This window comes from Oleiphilus sp. HI0123, assembly GCF_001635315.1.
Map to the genome: position 1 here is coordinate 1 of NZ_LWGE01001512.1, position 3,935 is coordinate 3,935.

The window sequence follows — 3,935 nt, forward strand, 5'->3', positions numbered from 1 at the left end:
ATGTTATTTGCTCATGTTCGCTCGCTACAAACAGTGTGTTTTTTTCGATCTACTTCGGGGCGCTTATTATGGGATTGTTGTCATATCCGGTGAGTTTGTACTTTAAATCGATTTCTAAGATTAGGGTGTTGAGAATTATTAGTTCCTTCGTGGCGCTTAATTGGTTTAACTTTCTTGCTTTTGTGCAGTTTGTGAGAGGGCAGGAGGGGGAGTTATGGCGGAAATAAAATCTGCTATCTTGAGTTGCCATCTATTTATATTAGGAACGGTGTATGTCTAATATTGTTCATGCTTTATCGAGTTTAGAAATTGGGGGGGCAGAACGCTTTGTTTTGGATCTGAGCGAAGTGCAATCAGAGTCGGGTAGCCAGGTTACAGTATTTTCCTGTAGTGCAGAAAGAGGTCTCCTTGTTGACGAGTTTTCGAACTTGAAGTCTGATTACTTACTTTCTAGTTCTAATCGATTTATTGATTATAAATCTATATGTTCTTGTTTCGTTTCCCAGCAAGAAAATGTATTGCATATTCACAGTCCATGGGTGTTGAGATACCTATTTTTTCTCTTGCCTCTCTTATATTTAAAGGGAGTTAGAATAATATACACCCGTCATGGGTTAAATCCTTTGCCCGGATATGTCTGGGGCTTTGTTCATTTCTTTGCGCGGCTTTGGGTGGATTGGGTTACCTTTGTTTCTGATGCTGGTTCAGAGGTCTTTTCAAGGCGCTTTGGGTGGCCCAGAGGTATGTTTCGAACTATCGCTAATGGTGTGTTTATTCCTAAGTCTTATGAGAGAGTTGGCGGGAATGAAGGCCTGAGGGTGGGATCTGTTGGACGTATGGTCAAGTTGAAAGCTCAGGAAGATTTGATTATGGCAATGGAAAAAATCAGAAGTTCTAGGGGTGATCATCCTGAAGTTCATTTTTTTGGAGATGGTCCAGAGAGAGATAGCTTGGTACAAAGAGCGTCTAATTGTTTGGATTATGAAAAAGTGTTTTTCCATGGAATGGAGCTTCAAAGGTCTAAGGTTTATAGTTCTTTTGATTTACTAATTGTATGTTCGGAGCAGGAAGGATTGTCGCTCGCAATTATGGAGGCAATGGCTAGAGGGGTTCCCGTGATTGCTACTCGTGTAGGTGATAGTCCAAGGCTGGTTGTAGATGGTGTAACTGGTTACCTGTATGATTATCAAGATGTTGATTGTTTAATAGAACTGATCAATAAGTTTATAGATCAGCCTAGCTTGTTGCATGATTTTGGACTGCGAGCGAGACAGTATATGTCAGAGACTTTTTCTATGGAAATGACCAGGAAGGAATACCAATATTGTTATAAGCATAACAGCGAGTAGAAATTATTATTTTTAGTGGTTTTGTTTTAAGTTGATCTATATCTCAAAGTAAGCTTTAGTGAGGCCTCGTTTGAGGGACTGTACGGCTATATATAGATGGTAATAGCATTTGTCCGGTCATGTATGCGGAGTTGTTAGATAGGGTGCAGCGCTTGATATCGAATGGATCTATTGCTTGCTTGTTATAGCCTGTATTGTATGAAAAACCTATTTTATAACCTGCCTTCTTAACAAGTTCTTTTGTTTTGCTGGTGAAGTGGTCGTATCCGCCAACAGGGTAAGAAAAGCTTTGAACTGTGCGTCCCACTTTTTCTTCCAAAATTTCTTTAGACTCCTTAAGTTCCTGAAACTGAGTTTGTTCATCTAATGTTGCTAATACTCGATGTGAGTGGGTGTGTGAGCCGATCGCTACGTTATCTTCCGGCAAGCTTTTAATTTGTTCCCAGCTCATCCATTGAGCCGATTGCTCTTCTATAGAAGGTAGTGCTACTTCACAAGAGTTAGATAGTCCTTCGATCAGGTCTTTTGTATGCTCATATGGTGTTAATTTAAATCTAGCCAGTGCGGCTTGAATAGAGCTTGCTTTTTCATGCGCATTGGTAATAGGAAAGCTTTGATTGCCAATGTTAATGTTACTTTTCTTACTTTGAGAGATTAGATAGGAGGAAAGGTCCCACCAGCCAAGCTTTCTATTTTCTATAGGGAGAGTTGGAATAAAATAAATCGCAGGTAGTTTATATTGCTTTAATAAGGGGCGGGCTATTGTGTAGTTGTCGACGTAGCCGTCATCAAAGGTAATTAGAGCTGTTCGCTTGCTTGGGAAGCTATTTGAGGTTATTGAGTCGATTAAATCTTGCTCAGATATAACGTCGAAATGTTTGCTAATAAGTTTCAATTGAATCTCAAATTCCTCGACAGAGTGTTCGTATACTCCCTTGTCAAAAGGGGTGTCAAGAGGCGGGTTATAGATTCTGTGGTAGTTAAATATAACTAAAGAGCGAGATTGAAGGATTCCAATCAATCTAAAAAAATTAGATGATGCTAGAAAATTAGCTAAGACTTGTTTTTTAATCATTTTTTGTATGCTGATTTTTCTTTCGTAGCTTATTAATAGATCTTAGTAAGTTTTCAATAATGAAGCGTTTATGATTTTTTTGCAATAATATCCAACTTAGATTGTTTGATTCAGTTGCTAGACTCGATTTGTATTGACTCTCTCCGGCTAAAAAGTCGTACTTGTTATACCCCTTTTTTGCGTTCAATAGGATTGCGAAATAATGCGATGTTAGGCCTGGTTTTAGTTTGTTGATGTCTGTGTAATTAAAACCACATTGATAAAAAAGTACTTCACCCTGATACAAGAAATTATAGAGATACCCGATGATATTGTCTTTGGTGTGTATCTTGAGAACTTGTATGTAGTCGCTGTCAAAGTAATCGGTAATTAACTTCCTATGAAAGTTAAAGAAGAATGTGTTTGAAAATGCGCCTGCTTTGCCTCTTTTAGTCCATTCTATCTGGTGCAGCTCTGCTAGCTCTTCAAGCATGGTGATTGCTTGCCCGGTAGATTCGGCTTCTTGTACTTCAATATTTGAAGATTGCTGATAACCACTTATTGAGCGTTTTATCTGGGAGCGTTTATTTGAACTAAGCAGTTTCAAATAATCTAAATCACTTTCTCGTATCTTATCTAAGTCTACAAAATAAGATTTTGTTGTCTTTACAAGCTTGAGTCTAGTGTTTAGAAGGGGGGGGAGAGATATTAAGTTGTCTCGTGTTTCGCTTGCTAGCGCTGGTAAGAACACTTCATTCCAATTCGCAATTTTATCGAGATGAGCTAAAAGTCCTTTAATGACGTCATTTTGGTTTGCCTTGCTGAGGGTGCGGTTTACTAATATTTGATTATATTCAGTAGTGAGTTCATCTAGGTGTGTGTCGCCGGTATTGTTTAGGTAGAGTCCATCCGAGTGAACTATGTGTAATCGGACTGTTTTATTGAAGGAAATAATCATGCCAGAGAGTGGTGTGCCATTAACTGAGCAAGATACGAGGTAGACGGGGTGTTGGTTAGGCAGAGCTTCTAGCCATGTTTCTACCCATGGTATTGATTGGAAAAAATTGTGCTGACAATATGGAAGTAATTCTTTCCACTTAAGTAAAGCTTCGGCTTTGTGATTAAGAGCATCTAAATGTTGATAAGTTATATTATTTATCACGTTATTGAACTGAGTTATATTTGAAACCAAAATGGGCTGAATTAAAAAGTATAAGATGGCTCGGTCAAATGTCTAGTCATATTCAGACGTTTATGCAAGTCAGTCTTAAAATTACTAACGTAAGCTTGTCTGAGATAGTTCCCTTTTCATTTATAATTGAGGATGACCGTTTATATTCTCGGGGTTGCGGCGTTTTTCAAGGTAGTTGTCGCCTGAGCATTTAAGCTGCTTGTTTTTCCTTCTCCGGGTTCAACTTAACGTCACCCACTTTCTCCCAGTTCCGCGTAGCTTTTGACCACCTTATTTGGTTCTTTCTTTTCATCTTGCGATAAAGCTCATCCCTCTTCGATAATATTTCTTCATCCAGACC

Annotated in this window: 3 protein-coding genes; 1 reads left to right on the forward strand and 2 read right to left on the reverse strand. The window is 38.6% G+C overall.

Features of this window, described 5'->3' with window-relative positions:
• Nucleotides 1-272: 272 nt before the first annotated feature.
• Nucleotides 273-1,349, forward strand: a complete 1,077-nt coding sequence (locus tag A3761_RS20065; protein WP_068553577.1) for a glycosyltransferase family 4 protein — start codon at nucleotides 273-275, stop codon at nucleotides 1,347-1,349.
• 55 nt (nucleotides 1,350-1,404) lie between these two features.
• On the opposite strand, the gene A3761_RS20070 is transcribed toward A3761_RS20065, so the two are convergent.
• Both A3761_RS20070 and A3761_RS20075 read right to left on the reverse strand, forming a co-directional pair.
• Nucleotides 1,405-2,244 (reverse strand): polysaccharide deacetylase family protein, encoded by an 840-nt coding sequence (locus tag A3761_RS20070; RefSeq protein ID WP_197473141.1) that lies wholly within the window; start codon nucleotides 2,242-2,244, stop codon nucleotides 1,405-1,407.
• A 172-nt stretch (nucleotides 2,245-2,416) separates the two neighbouring features.
• A complete protein-coding gene (locus A3761_RS20075) occupies nucleotides 2,417-3,565 on the reverse strand; it encodes a GNAT family N-acetyltransferase (RefSeq protein ID WP_068553575.1) in 1,149 nt (382 codons plus the stop codon).
• Nucleotides 3,566-3,935: the final 370 nt, after the last annotated feature.

What these genes read in the sequence shown, in the direction of transcription:
- A3761_RS20065 (WP_068553577.1), top strand. Translation starts at nt 273, where the DNA reads ATGTCTAATATTGTTCATGCTTTATCGAGTTTAGAAATTGGGGGGGCA.